This is a genomic window from Azospirillum sp. SYSU D00513 (assembly GCF_017356015.1).
Lineage (GTDB): Bacteria > Pseudomonadota > Alphaproteobacteria > Azospirillales > Azospirillaceae > Azospirillum.
The window spans coordinates 33,352-53,994 of record NZ_JAFIQV010000045.1 but is presented as its reverse complement, the minus strand read 5'-3'; the positions used below and the strand labels follow the sequence as shown (position 1 = coordinate 53,994).

Here is a 20,643-nt window from a genome sequence, read left to right as displayed (position 1 = left end):
CTTTTCCCGCTGCGCGTCTGTCCACATCGTCCACTCCTCCTGCCGTCACCAACAGGCAGAAGCAGGTTTCAGTCAAACAGGCTCTCAGTACAGGTCCTTGCGGCGCTCGTACTCGGCCTTGGCCGTGTCCGGCAGGTACAGGGTGGATTCGGTCTGGATCCACTTGGCCGGGGCCTTGCCGTCCTTCTTGTAGGCGACCAGCGCGTCGAAGGCGGGGCCGGCCATGTTCGGGGTCAGCTCGACGGTGGCGTTCGCCTCGCCGTCGGCCATCGCCTTGAAGATGTCGGGGACGCCGTCGATGGACACGACCTTGATGTCCTTGCCGGGCTTCAGGCCGGCTTCCTTGATGGCCTGGATGGCGCCCAGCGCCATGTCGTCGTTGTGGGCGTAGACGGCGCAGATGTTCTTTCCGCCGTTCTCGGCCTTGATGAAGCTTTCCATGACCTCCTTGCCCTTGGTCCGGGTGAAGTCGCCGGACTGGGTGCGCAGGAGCTTGAAGCCGGGGGTCTTGGCGACGACCTCGTCGAAGCCCTTCTTGCGGTTGATCGCCGGGCTGGAGCCGACGGTTCCCTGGAGTTCGACGATGTTGCAGGTGCCGCCCGTGTCCTTGGCGAGCCATTCGGCGGCGAGGCGTCCCTCATGGACCGTGTCCGAGGTGACGGCCGTCAGGTAGAGCGACTCGTCCTTGGTGTTGATGGCGCGGTCGAGCAGCACGACCGGGATCTTGGCGTCCTTGGCCTCCTTCAGCACCGGATCCCAGCCGGTGGCGACGACCGGGGCCAGGAAGATCGCGTCCACGCCCTGGGCGATGAAGGCGCGGATCGCCTTGATCTGGTTCTCCTGCTTCTGCTGGGCGTCGGAGATCTTGAAGGTGATGCCGCGCTGTTCGGCCTGCATCTTGCCGACCTTGGTCTCGGCGGCGCGCCAGCCGGATTCCGAGCCGACCTGGGAGAAGCCGACGGTCAGCTTGTCCTGGGCGGCGGCGGGCAGGGCGGCGGTGACTGCCGCTGTGGCAGCGGCGGCCAGCGACATCGCCATGATCACGGTCTTCAGCGTCATGTTGTTCCCCTCCCTAGGGATGTCTTGCTTTTTCAGCGGGTTGCTTTTCGAGCGGATTCCGTCTTGGACGGTGGCTTCTCGGGCACGCGTTCCTGGTCCCGGCGCGCGGGCCTCGCGGGGAGGCCCTGCATGGCGCCCGGACATCGCCGCGCGGGACAATCAGCCCCACGGACGATCCGCGACCACCATAACACGCCTTCCGGCGATTAATACTATTAAATGACGATAAGAGAAAACCAGCGGGGGCCGGACGGGCGCCGGCTGCCTCTATGCGGTAAGACCTACTGGTGCTGATCCGTGGCTGCGTGGAAGACTCCCATTCCGGAAACGCACGTCGAAGGGCGGCGACGGCAAGGGCCGTTCCGCGCACCGGCGTCCTCCAGCGGGACAGGGCCATGGCACGTCGCAGAATTCCCCTTTTCGGAACGGACCCCGTCCGGCGCCCATGAGCCTGTTTCACCGCCTCGTCGCCCTGGTCCTGCTGGTTCTGCTTCCGATCACCGGCATCGAGGTGTGGAATCAGATCGAACTGCGGCGCGCGCGGGAGGCCGAGGTCCACCAGCAGGTGGCCCGCACACTGGGCCTGATCGCCGGCGAATATGTCCGGCTGGTGGAGGGCATCCGCCAGACCATGGTGACGCTGCGCCAGACGCGGTCGCTGCGCGAGTCCGACATGCGGAACTGCCAGGGCCTGCTGGACCGGCTCCGCCCCGACTACCCCGCCTTCCTCGATTTCGCGGTCACCGACCGGGACGGCGTCATCCGTTGCGGGACGAACCGGGCGGGCATCGGCATCTCCGTCGCCGACCGGCCGCACCTGCGCGCCGCGCTGGAAACCGGCGGATTCGTCGTGGGCGAATTCTCCGAGCGTCGCTCTGACCGGCGGCCGGTGCTTCCCTTTAGCCTGCCCTACCGCGACACCGCGGAGCGGCCGGCCGGGGTGCTGACCGCCCTGCTCGACATCAACTGGATGGCCGATTACCTGGCGCGGATGGCCCTGCCCCCAAACACGTCGGTGACCCTCATCGACCGCGGCGGCATCGTCCTGGCTCGGGTGCCGGACATTCCCGGCACCACCGGGCGGCCGCTGCCGCCCTTCTACCGCCCGCTCCTCGACGCGGTGGAACCCGGCACGGCCGAGATGCCCGGCCTGGACGGCGTTACCCGCATCCTGGCCCATGCGCCGCTGATGGATGGGCGGAGGGATCTCCTGCTCGTCGTCGGGTTCGACCGGAACGTCGCCTTCGAGAACATCGACCACGCCATGTGGCGCTCGCTGGCGCTGGCCGGCGCGGTGCTGCTGCTCAGCCTGCTCGCCGCCTGGTGGGGCGGGCAGCGCGCGCTGAACCGGCCGCTCGCGGCACTGACGGAGGTGACGCGGCGCTGGCGCGCCGGCGACCGGTCGGCGCGGGCGGGGCTGCAGGGACCGCCGGAGATCGCCGCGCTGGGACGGGCTTTCGACGATCTGGCCGACGACCTCGACCGCCACGCCGGCGCCCGCGAAAGCCTGCTCGCGGAATCCCGCCAGGCCGAGACCCGCCTGCGCGCCATCGTGGACACGGCCGCGGACGCGGTCGTCGTGCTGGACGCAACCGGCCTCATCCAGTCCTTCAACCCCGCGGCGGAACGGATCTTCGGCTACGGGGCGGAGCAAGCCGCGGGAAAGCCGCTCACGATGCTGGTCCCGGCGCTGGACCGCTGGCGGGACATCGGCACCGGCCGCGCGGCGGAGGGGCGCCGCAAGGACGGCTCGGCCTTCCCGCTGGAACTGTCCATGGCCGCCTGGAGCCTCGGCGGCGATCGGTTCTTCACCGCCCTCATGCGCGACGTCACCGACCGGCGCGAGGCCGACCGCCGGATCCAGCACAGCAACACCCTGCTGGAAACGGTGCTGGAAAGCATTCCGGATTCGATGTTCGTGAAGGACACGGAGGGCCATTACGTCATGGTCAACGCCGACACCTGCCGCGTCTTCGCGCTCGACCGCGAACAGGTGCTCGGCGCCCGCGACCGCGACCTCTTCCCGCCGGAGGTCGCCGCCCACATCGAGGCCTCCGACCGGCAGATCATGGAGAGCGGGACCCCGGTCGTGATGGAGGAGGAGATCTTCGACCGCAGCCTCGGCGAGCCGCGCCTCTACCTCGCCAACAAGGCCGCGCTGCGTTCCGTGGAGGGCCGGGTCATCGGCATCGTCGGCGTCGCGCGCGACATCACCGACCGCAAGCGCAACGAGGACAGCCTGCGCGCCGCGAAGTCCGAGGCCGAGCGCGCCAACATCGCCAAGTCCAAGTTCCTGGCCGCGGCCAGCCATGACCTGCGCCAGCCCGTGCAGTCGCTGGTCCTGTTCCTGGCCGCCCTCCAGGAACGGCTGAAGGGCACGCCGTCGGAGCGCATGCTGCTGGCGATGGAGCAGGCGCTGGACGGGTTGCGCATGCTGCTGGACAGCCTGCTCGACGTCTCCAAGCTGGACGCGGGGCTGGTGGTCGCCAACCCCACGGCCATGCCCGTCTCCACCCTCATCGGGCGGATGGCCGCCGAATACGGCCCGCGCGCCGCCGCCAAGGGATTGAGGCTGCGTGTCGTCGGCAGCGACGCCGTCGTGCACAGCGACCCGACCCTGCTGGAACGCATGCTGCGCAACCTCGTCGAGAACGCGCTGCGCTACACCGAACAGGGCGGCATCCTGATCGGCTGCCGGCGGCGCGGCGACCGGCTGCGCATCGAGGTGGTGGACACCGGCATCGGCATCGCGCCGGACCGGCAGGCGGAGGTGTTCGAGGAGTTCTTCCAGGTCGGCAACCCCGAGCGCGACCGCAGCAAGGGGCTGGGCCTCGGCCTCGCCGTGGTGCGGCGCCTTGCGCGGCTGCTCGGCCACGAGGTGCGGCTCCGCTCCGTTCCCGGCCGGGGGTCGGCCTTCATCATCGAGCTGCCGATCGCCGCCCGGCCGCCCGCCGCCGTGGCCGAGGAGAGCGCCGCCTCCACCGCACCGTCCGGTCTCGTGATGGTGGTGGACGACGAGGAGCTGGTCCGGCTGGGCATGCAGGCCATGATCGAGCAATGGGGCTACCAGGCGGTCGCCGCGGGTTCGCAACGGGAAGCGCTGCGCCTGCTGGAGGAGGGGCACCGGCCGGACGCGATCCTGGTGGACTACCGGCTGCGCGGCGGCGAGACCGGGCTGGCGGTCGTCGGCGCCGTCCACGCCCGGCTGGATTCCCGCATCCCGGCGGCGGTCGTGACCGGCGACACGGCGCCGGAACGGCTGGTGGAGGCCCGGAACGGCGGCTACCGGCTGCTCCACAAGCCGGTCGCCGCGGGCGAGCTGCAGAAGACGGTCGTCGAGTTGATGCAGGTCGCCCGGCAGCGCGAGGGGGCAACGGCAGGGCGCTAAAGGCACGTCCTACCACTCGCGGCCCGTCATGTCCCCGAACAGCCCAATCCTCATACCGAAGGCGCCCTCCGCTCCTCTGGGAGTGTATTAGCCCTCATCGCCTTTGCCGGGTTTCGGGCGGGCACGCATATAGGGGGCTGACCGAGGAGGCTTTCGATGAACCGTTCCCGCGCTTCGAAGACGGGCCTGGCAGCCGGGCTGGCCCTCCTGGCCTGGCTGATTCCTGCCCATGCGGCCCAAGCCGGCGAGTCCGCCGACTCCCGCGCGTCCCAGGCCCCCTTCCCCTTGGAACGGATCGTCGCGATGGCCCAGCACGCGCCGCCGGCGGCCGATCCGGCGGCGGTGGCCTATCCCTTCGGCGCGCACCGCTGGGCCTACAACCCCGCCGCCATCCTTCCGAACCGCGACCGGGCCAAGATGGACAAGGCCGTCCTGGCCTTCTACAGGCACTGGAAGTCCCAGTATCTCGCCCGGACCTGCGGCGGCTGGGTGGTCAAGGGCGGGCAGGAGCGCGGCATCGGCGTGTCCGAGGGCCAGGGCTACGGCATGATGATCCTGCCGGTCATGGCGGGGGCCGACCCGCAGGCGCGCGAGATCTTCGACGGCATCTTCCGCTTCACGCGGATGCACCCCTCCAAGAACAGCCCGCACCTGATGTCCTGGATCGTCGGGCACGACTGCCAGACGCTGGACCCCTACCCGGCGGCGGACGGCGACCTCGACATCGCCTTCGGCCTGCTGATGGCCGACCGGCAGTGGGGCAGCGACGGCCCGATCGACTACCGGGCCGAGGCGGTGAGGATCATCGACGCGATCCGCGACGGGCTGACGCTGAAGGAGGGCTACATCGGCAACCATCCGCCAGACCTGACGCGCACCTCCGATTTCATGCCCGGCCATTTCCGTGCCTTCCTGAAGGCGACGGGCGACCGGCACTGGGAGCGGCTGATCGACCGCGGCTACGAGCTGATGGACTATCTCCAGGCCCGGCACGCGCCGCGCACGGGGCTGATCCCGGACTTCGCGGTGGCGGTGGACACCGGCCAGCCGGTCCCCTCGCCCGGCGGGCGGCTGGAGAGCATGACGGAGGGCTTCTACGCCTGGAACGCCGGCCGCAACCCCTGGCGCCTCGCGTCGGACTACATCGTGTCGGGCGACCCGCGCGCGCGCATCGTCGGCCAGAAGATGATCGATTTCTTCAAATCGGCCTCCGGCGGCAACCCGCGCAAGATCCGGGCGACCTACCGGCTGGACGGCACGGTGGACGGCAATTACGAGCATGTCTTCTTCCAGGCGCCCATCGGCGCCGGCGCCATGCTCGACCCGTCCAACCAGAAGTTCCTCGACGCCCTGTGGGACCATCTGGCGAACCGCCGCAAGGGCGGCGACTATTACGGGGAGACGGTGCAGCTCCTGTCCATGATCGTCATGTCCGGGAACTGGTTCCAGCCCTGATCCGGCAACACCGGCAAGCCTACCGCCGACGGGGTGCGTGACGCCGGGCCGCGTCCCCTGTATTCTGAGGGCCAAGGTTATTTCCAGCGGCGCGGACAGGATGCCCGGCATGGCGCGGACGGAACGGACGGATCAAGGCGAACAGTATCTGCTGCCCGGCACCGAACGCCGGACGCTGCCGGGCCTGCCCTATGCGGCGGAGCCCAATGGCCAGCTCGCCCTGCATTTCTTCGACCCGCAGGACGGCGTCCCGGCCGTGGACGCCGCCGGAAAGGACGAGCGCCGCACGCCCCCGAGTCTCCCCGAGGGGCAGGTCGCCTTCTTCCCCCAGGTCACGCTGGAAGCCGCCGAGGCCCTGCGCGCCTTCCTGACCGCGGGCCGCTAGGCCCTCGGCTTTCCCGTCCCGCTTCCCTCAGCGCGGCAGGTCGCGGTAAAGCCGCGCCGTGAAGACGCGCGCCGTCGCGCCATCCGTCGTGGCGAAGACGGCGCGGCGCTCCGGCCCGGAGGCGACGAAGCGCTCGGCGGCGCCGATGCCGATCTCCGCCGCGTTCTCCGCCGGCCAACCGTAGATGCCCGTGCCGATCGTGGGGATCACCAGCGACCGCGCGCCGACCTCCTCCGCCCGCGCGAGGATGGCCGCGTAGCAGCGCTCGAGTCCCTCCATCTCGCCGCTGCCGCCGCCGTGCCAGACCGGTGCCACGGCGTGGATGACGTGGCGGGCCGGCAGCAGGAAGGCCGGAGTCGCCACCGCCTCACCCGGCTCCAGCGGCCCGAGCGGTGCCGCCGCCCGTTCCAGCTCCGGCCCGGCGGCGCGGTGGATCGCGCCGGAGACTCCGCCGCCCGCCATCAGCGTCGGGTGCGCGGAGTTCACCAGCGCGTCGCAGCGGATGTCCGTGATTCCCTGGTTGAGGACGACCACCCGTCCGGGCAGAACCGCCTCCTCGATGTCGAACGCGATCATCCGTTCCTCCCTCGCTCATCGTCCAATGCCGCCGTCCAATGGCGCGGAATACGGCAGGATGCCGCGAAGCCCGTCAAGGCCCCCGCCCTTTCCGCCGGCTCCACCCCGCTTCCGCCGGTGCCGGCCCAGGATCCGAAGCTTTGGCATGGCGCTTGCGGCTTTCAACTTCCGAAAGAGTGTGCCTAACCTAAGCGACCTCAAAGACAAGGGAGATGCGCTATGCGATCCGCGAAAAGACTGGCTCTCATCGGTTGCCTTTCCTGCCTGCTCGGCGCGTTCGGCGCGCAGGACGGCCAGGCGCGCGATCTGACCGTGGTCTCCTGGGGCGGCAATTACCAGGACGCCCAGCGCAAGATCTACTTCGAGCCCTTCTCCAAGCTGTCGGGCAAGCCGGTGCTGGACGAGAGCTGGGACGGCGGCATCGGCGTGATCGCCGCCAAGGTCAAGGCGGGCGTCCCCAACTGGGACGTGGTCCAGGTCGAGGCGGAGGAACTGGCGCTCGGCTGCGCCGACGGCTTCTACGAGAAGCTGGACTGGAGCAAGCTCGGCGGCAAGGAGAGCTTTCTGCCGGCGGCGGTCAGCGACTGCGGCGTCGGCGCTATCGTCTGGAGCACGGCGCTGAGCTACGACGCCGGCAAGCTGACGACGGCGCCGACTTCCTGGGCGGATTTCTGGAACGTCGAGAAGTTCCCGGGCAAGCGCGGCCTGCGGCGCGGTCCGAAATACGCGCTGGAATTCGCGCTGATGGCGGACGGCGTCCCGGCCGACAAGGTGTACGAGACGCTGGGCACGCCGGCCGGCGTGGACCGCGCCTTCAAGAAGCTGGACGCGCTGAAGCCGCACATCGTCTGGTGGGAATCGGGCGCCCAGCCGCTTCAGCTCCTGGCGTCGGGCGAGGTGGTGATGACCTCGGCCTACAACGGCCGCATCTCCGGCATCAACAAGTCCGAGGGCAAGAATTTCAAGGTCGTCTGGCCGGGCAGCGTCTACGCCGTGGACAGCTGGGTGGTGCTGAAGGACAGCCCGAACCGGCAGGCGGGCATGGACTTCATCGCCTTCGCCAGCAAGGCCGAGAACCAGGCCAAGCTGCCGGACTACATCGCCTATGGCCTGCCGAACAAGCAGGCGGCGTCGGCCGTCCCGGCGGCATTGCAGGGCGACCTGCCGACGACGCCGAAGAACCTCGAAGGCACCCTGGCGCTCGACGCCGATTTCTGGGTGGACAACATCGAGGAGTTGAACGCCCGCTTCAACGCGTGGCTCGCCCGCTAGTCCATGCCCTGGGGGGCCGGTGCCGGCGCGCCGGTCCCCGTTTGCGAAACCACACGGCATCCGGTGCGCGTCAAGGCAGGTTCATGCAGCCGTTCATCCAGTTCGAGTCCGTTTCCAAGGCCTTCGGCCCACTGACCGTGGTCGACAATCTCGACCTCGGCATCGCCAAGGGGGAATTCCTCAGCCTGCTCGGGCCCTCGGGCTCCGGCAAGACCACGATCCTGATGATGCTCGCGGGATTTGAACGCCCGACGAGCGGCACGATCCATCTCGGCGGCAAGCGCATCGACCATCTGCCCCCGCACCGGCGGCAGATGGGGGTGGTGTTCCAGAATTACGCCCTGTTTCCCCACATGACCGTGGCGGAAAACGTCGCCTTCCCCCTGCGCATGCAGCGCCTGCCGCGCGCGGAGATCGACCGCCGGGTGGAGCGCGCGCTGGACATGGTCCGGCTCGGCGCGCTGAAGGACCGCCGCCCCTCGCAGCTCTCCGGCGGGCAGCAGCAGCGGGTGGCGCTGACCCGCGCCCTGGTCTTCGAGCCCGACGTGATCCTGATGGACGAACCGCTGGGCGCGCTCGACAAGCAGCTGCGCGAGCACATGCAGATCGAGATCCGCGACCTGCACCGCCGGCTCGGCCTGACCATCGTCTTCGTCACCCACGACCAGACGGAGGCGCTGACCATGTCCGACCGCATCGGCGTGTTCAACGCCGGGCGGATCGAGCAGCTCGACGCCCCGCACGCCGTCTACGACACGCCGCGCAGCCGCTTCGTCGCCCAGTTCATCGGGGAGACGAACCTGATGGAGGGCCGGGTCGCGGCGCTGGAGGACGCCACCGCGACGGTGATCGTGGAGGGGCTGCCGCTCCGGGTGCGCCGGACGGACGGGCTCGCCCTGGGCCAGGAGGTGTCGCTGTCCCTGCGGCCGGAGCGCATCCGGCTGGGCGCCGACTCCGTCGGCGGCAACCTCCTGCCGGTCACGATTTCCGACTGCGTCTATCACGGCGACCACATGCGGGTGCAGTTGGCGAGCGGGCCCCTCGGCCTCGTGGCGCGCTGCGAGCGGCTGGCCGGCGACTGGGCGGTGGGCACGCCGGTGACGGCAGGCTTCGACCCGGCCGACCTGACGGTGCTGGCGCGATGAGCCGGGCCACCGCCGGAGAGCGGTCGCGGGCCTTCCTGCTCGTGGCGCCGCTGTTGCTCTTCCTCGCCGTCTTCTTCCTCTGGCCGCTCGGCGCGATGGTGACCGCCGCCGTGTCCGACGAGGCGGTGAGCACCGTCATGCCGCGCACGGCCGAGGCCATGGCCGACTGGGACGGGGCGGGCCTGCCGCCCCAACCGGTGCAGCGCGCCCTGGTCGAGGACCTGCGCGCCGCCGACGACCAGCAGGCCTTGGGCGAGGCGGTGCGGCGGCTGAACAGCGCCGTGTCGGGCTTCCGCACCCTGCTGACCCGCACGGCGGGCGCCGCGCGCGATGCCGCCGATCCGGGGGCCGTCTCCCTCCCCGCCGTGGACCCGCGCTGGGAGCAGCCGCGATTCTGGCTGGCGCTGAAGGCCGCCGTGCCGCGCTACACCGACCGCAACCTGCTCGCCGCCGTCGATCTGCGGCGCGACGCGGACGGCGCCATCGTGAACGCCGATCCGGAGGCCGCCGCCAACCGGGTGATCATGGCGCGCACCTTCCTGGTGGCCGCCACGGTGACGCTGGCCTGCGCCGCCATCGGCCTGCCCTATGCCATGCTCGCCGCCGCCGCGACCGGCTGGGTGCGCGCGGCACTGCTGATGGCCGTGCTGCTGCCGCTCTGGACCTCGCTTCTGGTGCGCACGGCCGCCTGGTTCATCCTTTTGCAGAACGAGGGTCTGATCAACGGCGCGCTCCAGGCCATCGGCCTGATCGAGGAGCCGCTGCCGCTGATCTTCAACCGGCTGGGGGTGGTGATCGCCATGACCCATGTCCTGCTGCCCTTCATGGTGCTGCCGATCTACAGCGTGCTGCTGTCGGTCCCCCGCAACCTGATGCCGGCGGCAGCCTCCATGGGGGCGGGGCCGTTGCGCGCCTTCTGGCACGTGCTTCTGCCGCTCAGCCTGCCCGGGCTGCTGTCGGGATCGCTCCTCGTCTTCATGGTGGCCATCGGCTACTACATCACCCCGGCGCTGGTCGGCGGGGCGGGCGACCAGATGATCAGCTCGGTCATCGCCTTCTACGCGACGGGCACGGCCAACTGGGGCATGGCGGGTGCGCTGGGCCTGATCCTGCTGACGGTGACGACGCTGCTGTATCTGGTCTATGGGCGGCTGTCCCGTTCGCCGCAACTGCCGGGGGCGTGAGCGATGCTGCGTGTCCTGCAAACGCTGTTCGGGCTTCTGGCTGTGGCCTTCCTGATGCTGCCGATCCTGGCCATCCTGCCGCTCGCCTTCACCTCGAGCGTCTTCCTGACCTACCCCATCCCCTCCTGGTCGCTCCGCTGGTTCGAGGAGCTGGCGACGGCGGACGCCTGGCGCATGTCCATCGTCAACAGCCTGATCGTCGGGGCCGGGGCGACGGTCTTGTCCACCCTGCTCGGCACGCTGGCCGCACTGGGCCTGCGCGGGCGCGTCCTGCCGCTGGCGGGGGTGTTCCGGACGCTGTTCCTGCTGCCGATGGTGGTTCCGGCGGTCGTGCTGGGGGTGGGCATGCAGATCTTCCTGGCGCGTCTGGGGCTGGGCAGCAGCTACACGGGCGTGATCCTGGCCCACACGGTGCTGTGCGTGCCCTTCGTCGTCGTCAGCGTGTCGGCGTCGCTCCAGGGCATCGACCCGACGGTGGAGCGCGCGGCGATGAGCCTGGGGGCGCCGCCCGCCACGGTGTTCCGGCTGGTGACGCTGCCGCTCGCCCTGCCCGGCGTGGTGTCGGGGGCGGTCTTCGCCTTCGCGACCTCGCTGGACGAGGTGGTCATCACCCTGTTCGTCGCCGGCCCGAACCAGCGGACGCTGGCCCGCCAGATGTTCTCCAGCATCCGCGAGAACATCAGCCCGACCGTCGCCGCCGCCGCCCTGCTGCTGATCGTCGGCACGCTCTGCCTCGCCGGGCTCGCCGCCCTGCTGCGCCGCCGCGACAAGCGCCTGATCGCGGCCTCGGCACCCTGACCCGACCCAAGCCCTCCCGAGGAGCCATCATGGCCGAACCGACCGCCCCCGCCGCCAACCGTTTCGCCGCTGGTGCCGCCTATGTGGACGGCCGCTTCATGCCGGTCGGGGAGGCGGCGATCCCCCTGACCGACTGGGGCTATCGCCGGTCCGACGTGACCTACGACGTGGTCGGCGTGTGGGAGGGCTGCTTCTTCCGGCTGGACGACCACATCCGCCGCTTCCGCGCCTCGATGGAGGCGCTGCACCTGAAGCCCAGGGAAACGGACGAGGAGATCAAGGCGATCCTGGAGCGGCTGGTCCGGCTGTCCGGCCTGCGGTCTGCTTATGTCGCGATGGACTGCCTGCGCGGGGTGCCGATGCCCGGCATGCCGCGCCACCCCGCCTACGCCCGCAACTACATCGCAGCCTTCGCCGTGCCCTGGGTGTCGGTCGCCGGCAAGGAGATGTGCGAGCGCGGCCTGCACCTGATCATCGCCGACACCCGCCGCATCCCGCCGGAAAGCGTCGAGCCGCGCGTGAAGAACTTCCACTGGGGCGACCTGACCCGCGGCCAGTTCGAGGCGCTGGAACGCGGCGCCGACTTTGCCGTGCTGCTGGACGCCGACGGCAACGTGACGGAGGGGGCGGGCTTCAATGTCTTTTCCATCACCGGCGGCACCGTGGCGACCCCCGAACGCGGCGCGCTCGACGGTGTGACGCGCCTGTCGGTGATGGAACTGTGCGAGGATCTGGGCATCCCCTGCGAGGTCCGCGCCATCTCCGCCGAGGAGTTCCGCAACGCCGACGAGATCTTCACCTGCACCACGGCCGGCGGCATCATGCCCGCCTCGCGCATCGACGGCCGCATCATGGGCAACGACCGCCCCGGCCCCCTTTCCATGCGCCTGCACGACGCCTTCTGGGCCAAGCGCGCCCAGGGGTGGCACGCGGCGCCCGTGGATTACGAGAAAGTGGACGAGGTGGGTTGAGGGGGGACCGGAGCGGCCCGGCGCAGATCGTTGCGCCGGGCCGCCCGCCCCTTCGGCGCCTTACAGGATGGTCAGGGAGGCCGAGGCGCCGCCCTTGAAGACCGCCTTGCAGCTTGCCCCGATCTCGGTGCGGTGGATGCCCGTGCTGGCGCCGGTGGAGACCCAGTCGCCCGCCTTCAGGGTGCGGCCGCGTTCGGCCAGATGGGCGTGGAGGTAGCGGACGGCCTCCAGCGGGCCGCCGGGGATGCGGGCGGCGCTGCCGGTCCCGACCTCCTGCCCGTTCACGGCCATGCTGGAGACCTCCGCCTCCAGCCCGCCATCGGCGAAGCTGGTGATCTCGTCGCCGATGATCACGCCGCTGTTGTTGCCGAAGTCGCTGACCACCGCACCCGGGCCGAGATCGTTGAGGCTGGCGAGCGGGCTCGCCGCCAGCTCGATCCCCGCATGGACGCCCGCGACGTAGGGCAGCAGGTCGTCGGCCTTGGCGAAGGTCGCGTCGGCGGGGATGTCGCGCCCGATGCGCACCACGAACTCCGCCTCCACCGCGATGAAGCCGCCCGGAAAGGCCTTGAGCTGCGCCGGCCCGGTGATGCTGCTCACCAGCCGCTTGGAGAAGACCGGACCGGAGATGCGGTCGGACGTCGGATAGGCCGCGCGCCAGGGCTCGGCCACCATCGCGACCTTCCAGCCGACGACCTGGTCGGGCCACAGGCCGATGGCGCGCTCCTGGATTTCATAGGCCGTGGCAAGGTCCTTCGGAACCTCGCCCGGATAGTCCGCCAGCGCCAAGCCGTCCTGGCGGGCACGATGGAAAGCCTCGGCGATCATGTCAGCAGTCTCGGGCATTTTCGACCTTCTCCTCCGTCACCCAGGCCGGCGCCGCTCTCCGGGCCGGTCATGAGTCTGGAGGTTATTCCTCAGGCAGGCGGGGCGCGGGATCAAGGGCCATTGCGGGATGGAGCTGACTGATGCGGCTCCCATACCGGACAGCCGGCTTACCTTCATCGTCGGAGAATTGACCGTCCCTTGCAATAACATGCGAACGGATGCAGCTTGGTTGCAATAGGCAAAAAACCGTCTTCTCAAAGACGCTGGTAGAGCGAAAAGGGCAACTGATGTGACGAACCTCACGGATTATATAGCCAAGCTGCCGGCGGACGAGCAGGAGGAAATTGCCAAACGAACTCGTGAAATCGTCAAAAAGCAGTTGCGCCTGCAAAGCGGAAGCAGTTCAGAAGGAAATCAGGCTGATACTCAGCCGCCTGAGTAATGCTGCCCCGTATTCCTCTTCTTCCGGTACGAGCGTCGCCGAACCGCTTCGCTTCCCCCTCACCGCTCCCACGTCACCGGCACCCCGAACCGCTCGCCCAGCCCGCGCCGGTGGAGTTCCGAGCAGAGGTCGAGCACGACCTCCACCGGCGGGTCGCCCTGCCCTGGCTGGCCCAGGGAGTAGATGGCGCTTCCGGTCTGGATAAGGTTCCGGTCCAGGTCGATGGTCCGCACGCCGGATGCTTGGCGCAGCTTACCGGACAGGGGATTCTCGCCGTAGAAGACCAGCAGGAAGCGGTCCTCGGTCAGGTCGCGGATGGCGATGGCCCACCAGTCGTCGAGCGTCGCGGCGATGTCGTCGCCCTCGATGGCGCCGTCGGTGGCGGCGAGGTCCTCGGCGGTTGCCAGCGCCACCTCCAACTCGTCGCGGTGCCGCTGCACGATGTCGTTCAGCCTCATGGGAACCTGCTGGCGGGGTTCGTCGCTCATTCCTGCTCCCATGCTCTTGCGATCACCGACGCGGACGGCCCTGCGGTGCCGCCCAGCCCTCTTCGACACGGCGCGTGGGCGGGAGGTTCCCCGCGGGCTTCCCTTCGGCCCTGGAAGGCCCGATATTCGGGACGGGCGACGGAGGGAATCATGGGCGAGCCGCCGCGGCAAGACTGGCCCCTGCCGGACTTCCTGGCCTGGGAGGAGCGGCAGGCCGAGCGCTACGAGCTGTTGGACGGCCGGCCCGTCATGATGACGGGCGGGACGCAGGCGCACGCGCTGATCGCGGCGAACCTGATCGCGAGCCTGCGCCCGCTGCTGCGCGGCGGCCCCTGCCGGCCCGGCGGGTCGGACCTTCGGGTGCCCATGCCCGGCACCGGCAACTCCCGTTACCCGGACGTCACCATCGATTGCGGCCCCTTCGACCGGACCTCCCACGACGCGACCGAGCCGGCGGTCGTGTTCGAGGTGCTGTCCAAATCCACGCGCTGGTATGATCAGACCACGAAGCTGCGGGATTACGACAGCGTCCCGAGCATCCGGCAGTATGTCTGCGTCTCCCAGGACGAGCCGCGCGTCAGCGTCTGGACCAGGGGCGCCGAGGGCCGGCTGCTGCCGCGTGACGACGTCACCGCCGGGGCGGTGGCGCTGGAGATCGCGGGGCACGCCGTCACGCTGCCCCTGACGGACATCTACGAGGGCACCGGCCTGCTGGAGGCGCAGACCATGCCTCTCACTCCACCCGCCTGACGCGTCCCTCCGCCACCGGCGCCAGCGGGCCGGCGCGCCTGATGTGTTCGGCGGTGACGGCCTCCAGGTTGGGGCCGAAGTCGTAGGAGGTCTCGGCCTTGGCGAGGCGGGCGTAGGCGTCGCCGCCCTGGCGGACGAAGTTGTTGGTGACGACGCGGTAGCGCTTCGCCCGGTCCAGCGGGGCGTAGCCGCCGGCGGCGTCGTGGATCTCCACCGACAGGATGCGCTCGCCGGCCGGACGCTTCGGGTCGAAGGCGTAGCGCATCCCGGCGACCTGGGGGAAGCGGCCGCTGCCGGAATCGTTCGGGTCCTGGGCGCGGCTGACGCCGTTCTCCAGCTCCTGCCACAGATCCTCGCCGGTCAGGTCGGCCCAGGCGACGGTGTTGGAGAAGGGCAGTACCTCCAGCACATGGCCCAGCGTGACGGTGCCCGCGGGAATGCCGCTGCGGATGCCGCCGCCGTTCTGGATGGCGACCTGCCCGCCCTGCTCCCGCATGGCCCAGAGCATGGCGTCGGCGATCAGGTTGCCCAGCGGGCATTCCTCCCGTCGGCAGGCGGCGTTGGACAGTTCCACCCGGCTTTCCCCCACCGGCTCGCCGCGCAGGGCCTCCAGCGGCCGGCCCAGACGTTCGACCTCGGCCTGCACCGCCGGATCCATGGGAACGGCGTTCGCCAGAAGCTCGGTGTCGCCGGACCAGCCGGTCAGCACGCCCCGCCCGTCGAAGGTCACCTCGAGCCGGCCGAGATGCGTGCCGTAGGCACCCGCCTGAACCACCAGCACCGGCTCTCCCGTGCGGGAGCGGGCGACATGGGGATAGGGGCCGGCGGCCTTGGGGTCGCTGTTGGACAGCAGCGTGTGGCTGTGCCCGCCGACGAACACGTCCACCCCTTCCACCGCCGCGGCGAGGGTCCGGTCGTTGCTGTAGCCGACATGGGTCAGGGCGACGATCTTGTCGATGCCCTGCGCCCGCAACGCGTCCACCGCCGCCTGGAGGGAGGCCGCCTCCTCCGCGAAGGACAGGGTCGGGCCGGGGGTGGAGGTCAGCGGGGTTTCCGCCGTGGTCAGCCCGACGATGCCGATCCGCTCGCCACCGCGCGTGACGACGGCGGACGGCGGGATGCGGCCCCGCAGCAGCGGCTCGCCACCCGTGCCGACATTGGCGCCCAGCACGGGCCAGGAGACCCCGTCCAGGTAGCGCGCCAGCACCGGCGGGCCGTCGTCGAACTCGTGGTTGCCGAGCGTCTGGGCATCGGGCTTCAGCAGGGACAGGATGGCGAGCGGGGCCGCCTGCTTGTGCACCGTGTAGAAGAGCGTGCCCTGGAACTGGTCGCCCGCGTCGAGGAACAGCGCGTTGCCCGTGCGAAGCGCCGCCAGCCGGGTGGCGAGGCGCGCGGCCCCGCCCACGCATTTGCCCTCGGCCAGGGATTTCGGTGTGCAATAGCTGCCGGAGGCGCTGGTCTGGTCGTAGCGCCCGTGCACGTCGTTGACGTGCAGGATGCGCAGGCCGAACTCCTGCGCCACGGCGATGCCGGAACCGGTGGAAAGGGCGGCGACGGCCGCCACCAACAGACGCGCCAGCTTCATGCCCTTCACTCCCCTGCCACGCTTCGCCATGGGATGCCTATCAGAGCCGGAGCGTTGCGGCCAGCACCGGAAAGCGCTTCCGGAAGCTTTGCACGCGGCCCACATCGGAGGCATGGTGGCCTCTCAAGAATAGGTGATGGGAGGAAATCCATGTCCAGCATCCGTGCCCTCGCCGACCGCATGCGGTCGGGCACGCCCGCTCTGTCCGCCTGGTGCGGCATCCCCGAACCGGCGGTCGCCGGGCTGCTCGCGAACGAAGGGTTCGACGCGGTGACGCTCGACATGCAGCATGGCGGCTTCGATTTCGCCGCCGCCGCGCGGACGATCCCGCTGGTCGCGGCAGCCGGAAAGCCGTCCATCGCCCGCATCCCGGTCGGCGATTTCGCCACCGCCGCGCGCCTGCTCGACGCGGGCGCCTCGGCCATCATCTCGCCCATGATCAACAGCGCCGAGGACGCCCGGCTGTTCGGGGGCTTCGTCAAGTTCCCGCCGCTCGGCCAGCGGAGCTGGGGACCCTATGGTGCGATGTCCCTGGCCGGACGGCAGCCGGCGGACTATCTCGCCGAGGCCAACGGCTATTCCCTGGCCCTGGCGATGATCGAGACGCGCGAGGCCTTGGACAATCTCGACGAGATCCTGGCCGTGCCGATGATCGACGGCATCTTCATCGGCCCCTTCGACCTGTCCATCGCCCTGTCGAACGGAGCCTCCATCGCCCCGGAGGGGGCGGAGGCGCGGTCGGCGCTCGACCATGCCTTCGCGCGGGCCAGGGCGGTCGGAAAGTTCGCGGGCGTGTATGCGGCCACGGGCGAGACGGCCGGGTCGATGGTGCGCCAGGGCTACGACCTCGTCGCCGTGGGCTTCGACGCCGGATTCCTGCGGGCGGGCGCCCAGGCGACGCTGTCGGCCGCGAAACGCTGACGTTCGACCGCCGTCAGTCCCCGTCCGCGACGGCGGACTGGCGGTGGCGGACACGGTCCAGGATGATGGGGCGCCCATCCTCGTCGAGCCCGAGGATGGTGAAGCGCCCCTCGCCGTACAAGGTCACGCGCTCGGCCCGATACAGGGTCAGCACGGCGCGGATCTCCGCCTTGGTCAGCGGCCGGGAGCCTTCGGCGGTTTCCCACCAGAGCGATCCCGCCCGCTCGTCCACGACATAGCGGAGCGCATCCTCGGGCCAGGGAAACTCGCCCTCGTTGTCCGGCGCCCGGACCAGCTCATAGATGCTCAACCCACGCCTCCCCAGGCCGCGGGGCGCCGTCGCGCCCACCAATCCAGCTCACACGAACTTAGACTGGACCGCTGGACAGGCAAGCGTCGCTTTGCTTACCGTTTTGTGACAGCGCTCAAGCGGCGTTCACTGGCCGGGTTACCGGGCGTTGGGCTTGGGCGCGTTGTTGGGAATCGCCGCCCCCGGATCGTCATCGCCGGCCGAGGCGGTGCGCTCCTGCTCGTCCAGGATCTCCCGCGCGCCCTGTACGATGCTCATGCAGCCCGGGCCGCCGGCATCGGCGGCGATGCGGGCGGCGTCGAGCGCCGCGAGGACGGCCCGGCGCTCGCCCTCGGCGGGGGCCGTCGCGGCGGATGCGCCAGGAACGCGCCCGGAGACCTCCTCGATGGCCGCGCGGCATTGCCCGGACAGGGCGGACCGCTGCCCGCCCTGCTGGGCCTGGACGGAAAAGGCCGCCGTGAGCATCAGCACGGCCGTGCCTGCGGTGATCGGTACGGTTCGTTTCATGGTCACCCTCCTTCCTTGGAAAATGACCAGGGGAACCGGACCGGAGGAGCAAGGTTGCGAACGTCAGAAATACTTCACGGGGCAGGCATTGCGGGGCCGCCCCTTCAGGCGAAGAAGCCCTTCACCCGCTTCGCCAGCTCCTCCACCGCGAAGGGTTTGGTCAGGACCTGCATGCCCGGCTCCAGATGGCCGTTCCCGACGACGGCGTTCTCGGCGTAGCCGGTGATGAAGAGAACCTTCAGCCCCGGACGCAGGATCCGTCCGCCGTCCGCGAGCTGCCGGCCGTTCATGCCGCCCGGCAGACCGACGTCGGTGACCAGCAGGTCCACGCGCCGGTCGGACCGCAGCACCTCCAGCCCGCCGGGGCCGTCCGCGGCCTCGATGACCAAGTAGCCGAGATCCTCCAGCACCTCGGTCACGAGCATCCGCACCATGGCCTCGTCGTCCACCACAAGGACCGTCTCGCCCCGCGTGGCGGCGGCCCCGTCCGCCGGATCGCGGCCGATCTCGGGGTGGTCCTCCTCGCCATGGTGGCGGGGCAGGTAGATGCACATGGTCGTGCCGACCCCGACCTCCGAATAGATCCGAACCTGCCCGCCCGACTGGCGCGCGAAGCCGTAGATCATCGACAGGCCGAGCCCCGTGCCCATGCCCAGGGGCTTGGTGGTGAAGAAGGGCTCGAAGGCGCGCTGGATGACCTCGGGCGTCATGCCGGTGCCCGTGTCGGTGACGCAGAGCGACAGATATTGACCCGGCGCCATGTCGCGCTGTCGCGCCGCCCGCTCGTCCAGCCAGCGGTTCGCCGTCTCGATGGTCAGCCGCCCGCCGTCGGGCATCGCGTCGCGGGCGTTGATGCAGAGGTTGAGAAGCGCGTTCTCCAGCTGGTTCGGGTCCACCTGCGCGCTCCAGAGCCCGACGGCGCCGACCACCTCCAGCTCGATGGAGGGGCCGATGGTGCGCCGGATCAGCTCCTCCATCCCCGCCACCAGCCGGTTCACGTTGGTCGGCTTCGGGTCGAGCGTCTGCCGGCGGGAGAAGGCCAGCAGCCGGTGCGTCAGGGCCGCCGCCCGCTTGGCCGCCCCCTGGGCCGCGTGGATGTAGCGGTCCAGCTCGCCGACGCGCCCCTGCGCGATGCGCGCCTGCATCAGCTCCAGGCTGCCGGTGATGCCGGTCAGCAGGTTGTTGAAGTCGTGCGCCAGCCCGCCGGTGAGCTGGCCGACCGCCTCCATCTTCTGGGCCTGGCGCAGGGCTTCCTCCGCCTCGGTGCGCCGGGCGACCTCCTGGGCGACGCGCCGCTCCAGCTCCTCGGCGTCGCGCGCCAGCGTCTCCCGGGCCTGGACGATCTCCTCGATGTCGGTGCAGGTGCCGAACCACTGGACGATCTCGCCCGTCTCCGACCGGATCGGCGTGCCGCGCGTCATGAACCAGCGGTAGGCGCCGTCATGGCGGCGGATGCGATATTCGATGCTGTAGGGGTGGAGCCCCCGCACGGCGCCCATCCAGTGATCGAGCGTGCGCTGGCGGTCATCCGGGTGGATCACCCGGTCGATCCAGCCGAGCCCGAGCTGTTCGGCCTCCGCGATGCCGGTGTATTCGATCCACTGGCGGCTGAGATAGTCGCAGCTCCCGTTCGTGCGGCAGGTCCAGACGAGCTGCGGCAGGGTTTCGGTCACGGTGCGATAGCGGGCCTCGCTCTCCCGCAGCCGGGCCTCGGCCGCCCGGCGCTGGGTGACGTCGTGGACCGTGACCGACAGGGTGGTGATCCCGCCCTGCTCGCCGCGCACCGGCGCCAGCCGCAGCTCCACCCAGCGCGGGCCGCCGGCGGAACGGAAAGTGACCTCGCGTGCGGCCTCGCCGCCCCCACCGCCCCCGAGACCGGCCGAGGCCAGGCGCGACAACTCTACGTGGATCTCCGGCGGCAGCGCCTCGGCGGCGGCCCGGCCGACGGCACCCTCCGGCGGAACGCCGAAGAGCCGGGCCGCGGCGGCGTTCCAGGCCAGGATGGTCCCGCCCGGCGTCAGGGCGATGAAGGCATCGGGCGCCTGCGACAAAAGGGTGGCGAGGTAGCCCTCCGACAGGGCGAGCTGCTTCAGCCGCCGCTCCGCCTCGTCCTCGGGCCGTGCGGGCGAGAGCTGGCGGTTGATGCGGTCGCGCAAGGTCGCCATGGAGGCGCGCCGGCGCGAGGACTGTGCCGCCTTGGCCAGGATCTCCGCCAGGGCGCGCGGCGGGGCGTCGGCGTCCGCCGTCCAGGCCGAGGCCATGTGCGGCAGGAAGGGAAGGCTGCCGCGGAACCGCTCCAGCCGCTCGGCCGGCACCAGGAACAGGATCTGGGCGGAGGGAGCGCTGGCGCGGAGCCGCTGGGCCTGGCTCAGCCGCTCGTAGGAGTCCGAGCCCAGGACGAACAGGTCCGGCCGCGCCTCGGCTGCGGCACCATCCTCCGCGCTGTCCGGTGCAGTGCCGTCCGCCGTCTCGCCAGGCACGAGTTCGAAGGGATCGGGCGACAGGCCGACGGCTTCGCGGAGCAGCCGCTCGCTTCTCTCGTCACCGAAATGGGCAACCCTGAACGGCACGGCGTCCAT

Annotated in this window: 19 protein-coding genes; 11 read left to right on the top strand and 8 right to left on the bottom strand. The window is 70.3% G+C overall.

Features of this window, described 5'->3' with window-relative positions; all coding sequences use genetic code 11:
• Positions 1–84: 84 nt before the first annotated feature.
• Positions 85–1,059 carry a galactofuranose ABC transporter, galactofuranose-binding protein YtfQ gene (gene ytfQ, locus JUB11_RS26200; RefSeq protein WP_247887332.1) on the bottom strand — a complete coding sequence of 325 codons (975 nt, stop codon included), beginning with the start codon at positions 1,057–1,059 and terminating at the stop codon, positions 85–87.
• A 445-nt stretch (positions 1,060–1,504) separates the two neighbouring features.
• Here ytfQ and JUB11_RS26195 point away from each other — a divergent pair, with 445 nt between their 5' ends.
• From JUB11_RS26195 to JUB11_RS26185, 3 genes are all read left to right on the top strand, one after another.
• Positions 1,505–4,447, top strand: a complete 2,943-nt coding sequence (locus JUB11_RS26195; protein ID WP_207461739.1) for a PAS domain S-box protein — start codon at positions 1,505–1,507, stop codon at positions 4,445–4,447.
• Between the two features lie 156 nt (positions 4,448–4,603).
• Positions 4,604–5,902 (top strand): glycosyl hydrolase family 8, encoded by a 1,299-nt coding sequence (locus JUB11_RS26190; RefSeq protein ID WP_207461738.1) that lies wholly within the window; start codon positions 4,604–4,606, stop codon positions 5,900–5,902.
• Between the two features lie 109 nt (positions 5,903–6,011).
• Entirely contained in the window at positions 6,012–6,287 is a 276-nt protein-coding gene (locus JUB11_RS26185) for a hypothetical protein (RefSeq protein ID WP_207461737.1), read from the top strand.
• Positions 6,288–6,314: 27 nt separating this feature from the next.
• Here JUB11_RS26185 and JUB11_RS26180 read toward each other — a convergent pair whose 3' ends face one another.
• Positions 6,315–6,863: a macro domain-containing protein gene (locus JUB11_RS26180; RefSeq protein ID WP_207461736.1), complete on the bottom strand. Its 549-nt coding sequence runs from the start codon at positions 6,861–6,863 to the stop codon at positions 6,315–6,317.
• 219 nt (positions 6,864–7,082) lie between these two features.
• Between JUB11_RS26180 and JUB11_RS26175 the strand changes: the two genes are divergently transcribed.
• The 5 genes from JUB11_RS26175 to JUB11_RS26155 all read left to right on the top strand — a co-directional run bounded on the left by JUB11_RS26175 (position 7,083) and on the right by JUB11_RS26155 (position 12,233).
• Positions 7,083–8,135 carry an ABC transporter substrate-binding protein gene (locus JUB11_RS26175; RefSeq protein WP_207461735.1) on the top strand — a complete coding sequence of 351 codons (1,053 nt, stop codon included), beginning with the start codon at positions 7,083–7,085 and terminating at the stop codon, positions 8,133–8,135.
• A gap of 83 nt (positions 8,136–8,218) precedes the next feature.
• The gene (locus tag JUB11_RS26170) at positions 8,219–9,280 is read left to right on the top strand and encodes an ABC transporter ATP-binding protein (RefSeq protein WP_207461734.1); all 1,062 of its coding nucleotides are present in this window, start codon (positions 8,219–8,221) and stop codon (positions 9,278–9,280) included.
• A complete protein-coding gene (locus JUB11_RS26165; protein ID WP_207461733.1) occupies positions 9,277–10,464 on the top strand; it encodes an ABC transporter permease in 1,188 nt (395 codons plus the stop codon). The genes JUB11_RS26170 and JUB11_RS26165 overlap by 4 nt, the downstream gene beginning before the upstream one ends.
• Before the next feature lie 3 nt (positions 10,465–10,467).
• Positions 10,468–11,262, top strand: a complete 795-nt coding sequence (locus JUB11_RS26160; RefSeq protein WP_207461732.1) for an ABC transporter permease — start codon at positions 10,468–10,470, stop codon at positions 11,260–11,262.
• Between the two features lie 29 nt (positions 11,263–11,291).
• Complete coding sequence (locus tag JUB11_RS26155; protein ID WP_207461731.1) at positions 11,292–12,233, top strand: aminotransferase class IV; 942 nt, start codon at positions 11,292–11,294, stop codon at positions 12,231–12,233.
• A 60-nt stretch (positions 12,234–12,293) separates the two neighbouring features.
• On the opposite strand, the gene JUB11_RS26150 is transcribed toward JUB11_RS26155, so the two are convergent.
• Positions 12,294–13,079, bottom strand: a complete 786-nt coding sequence (locus JUB11_RS26150; protein WP_207461730.1) for a fumarylacetoacetate hydrolase family protein — start codon at positions 13,077–13,079, stop codon at positions 12,294–12,296.
• Between the two features lie 271 nt (positions 13,080–13,350).
• On the opposite strand from JUB11_RS26150, the gene JUB11_RS26145 reads away from it, so the two are divergent.
• Positions 13,351–13,503: a hypothetical protein gene (locus JUB11_RS26145; RefSeq protein ID WP_207461729.1), complete on the top strand. Its 153-nt coding sequence runs from the start codon at positions 13,351–13,353 to the stop codon at positions 13,501–13,503.
• Positions 13,504–13,562: 59 nt separating this feature from the next.
• Here the strand turns inward: JUB11_RS26145 and JUB11_RS26140 are convergent, their stop codons facing one another.
• Complete coding sequence (locus JUB11_RS26140; RefSeq protein WP_207461728.1) at positions 13,563–13,991, bottom strand: hypothetical protein; 429 nt, start codon at positions 13,989–13,991, stop codon at positions 13,563–13,565.
• 150 nt (positions 13,992–14,141) lie between these two features.
• Here JUB11_RS26140 and JUB11_RS26135 point away from each other — a divergent pair, with 150 nt between their 5' ends.
• On the top strand, positions 14,142–14,741 hold the full coding sequence (locus JUB11_RS26135; protein ID WP_207461727.1) for a Uma2 family endonuclease: 600 nt from the start codon (positions 14,142–14,144) through the stop codon (positions 14,739–14,741).
• Here the strand turns inward: JUB11_RS26135 and JUB11_RS26130 are convergent.
• Entirely contained in the window at positions 14,725–16,326 is a 1,602-nt protein-coding gene (locus tag JUB11_RS26130; RefSeq protein WP_207461726.1) for a bifunctional metallophosphatase/5'-nucleotidase, read from the bottom strand. The two genes, JUB11_RS26135 and JUB11_RS26130, sit on opposite strands and share 17 nt — an antisense overlap.
• A gap of 150 nt (positions 16,327–16,476) precedes the next feature.
• Here JUB11_RS26130 and JUB11_RS26125 point away from each other — a divergent pair, with 150 nt between their 5' ends.
• Positions 16,477–17,247, top strand: a complete 771-nt coding sequence (locus tag JUB11_RS26125; protein WP_207461725.1) for an aldolase/citrate lyase family protein — start codon at positions 16,477–16,479, stop codon at positions 17,245–17,247.
• A gap of 13 nt (positions 17,248–17,260) precedes the next feature.
• Here JUB11_RS26125 and JUB11_RS26120 read toward each other — a convergent pair whose 3' ends face one another.
• The 3 genes from JUB11_RS26120 to JUB11_RS26110 form a co-directional block, all read right to left on the bottom strand.
• On the bottom strand, positions 17,261–17,557 hold the full coding sequence (locus JUB11_RS26120) for a hypothetical protein (RefSeq protein ID WP_207461724.1): 297 nt from the start codon (positions 17,555–17,557) through the stop codon (positions 17,261–17,263).
• A 138-nt stretch (positions 17,558–17,695) separates the two neighbouring features.
• Positions 17,696–18,064, bottom strand: a complete 369-nt coding sequence (locus JUB11_RS26115) for a hypothetical protein (protein WP_207461723.1) — start codon at positions 18,062–18,064, stop codon at positions 17,696–17,698.
• A gap of 104 nt (positions 18,065–18,168) precedes the next feature.
• Positions 18,169–20,634, bottom strand: a complete 2,466-nt coding sequence (locus tag JUB11_RS26110) for a PAS domain S-box protein (protein ID WP_348771508.1) — start codon at positions 20,632–20,634, stop codon at positions 18,169–18,171.
• Between the last annotated feature and the right edge of the window lie 9 nt (positions 20,635–20,643).